Source organism: Cupriavidus sp. 05N39, from assembly GCF_056397325.1.
The window spans coordinates 1-408 of sequence record NZ_JBFTNE010000353.1; the positions used below are offsets into that span (position 1 = coordinate 1).

The window sequence follows — 408 nt, forward strand, 5'->3', positions numbered from 1 at the left end:
CCATCGAGCAGGTTGCGCGCCAGGGTGGCGGTGTTCCACTTCGCATCGCCCAGGTCCAGGCGCTGGATCGGGACGGTCACGTTGAGCGTGGCCGAGGCCCAGTCCTGCGGGTCGAACACCAGCACGCCTTCGCTGCCCGACACGGTGCCCAGCGCATGCGAGAAGCCGGCATGCTCCACCGCGAACAGCACGCGGGTATGCACCGGATCGAGCCGGTAGGAATCGGGCGCGGCCAGCGCCGCCAGCGGGGTGGCGCACAGCAGCAGGGCAAGGGTCAGGCGCTGGATCACGGGCCGGGCTCCATGGAGGTCTGGGCCGATCATACGCACAGCGCCGTCATGCCCAGCAGTGCCATGGCTGCAACAGATCGTGGTGGGCCCGGAAACAGCGCGGCATGCGGTGCGGCGT

The 408-nt window shown here is 69.9% G+C and carries 1 protein-coding gene; it reads right to left on the reverse strand.

What is annotated here, in order from left to right; all coding sequences use genetic code 11:
* On the reverse strand, positions 1-290 hold a 290-nt coding region (locus tag AC1DN0_RS41675), incomplete at its 3' end, for a YceI family protein (protein ID WP_477146694.1).
* Positions 291-408: the final 118 nt, after the last annotated feature.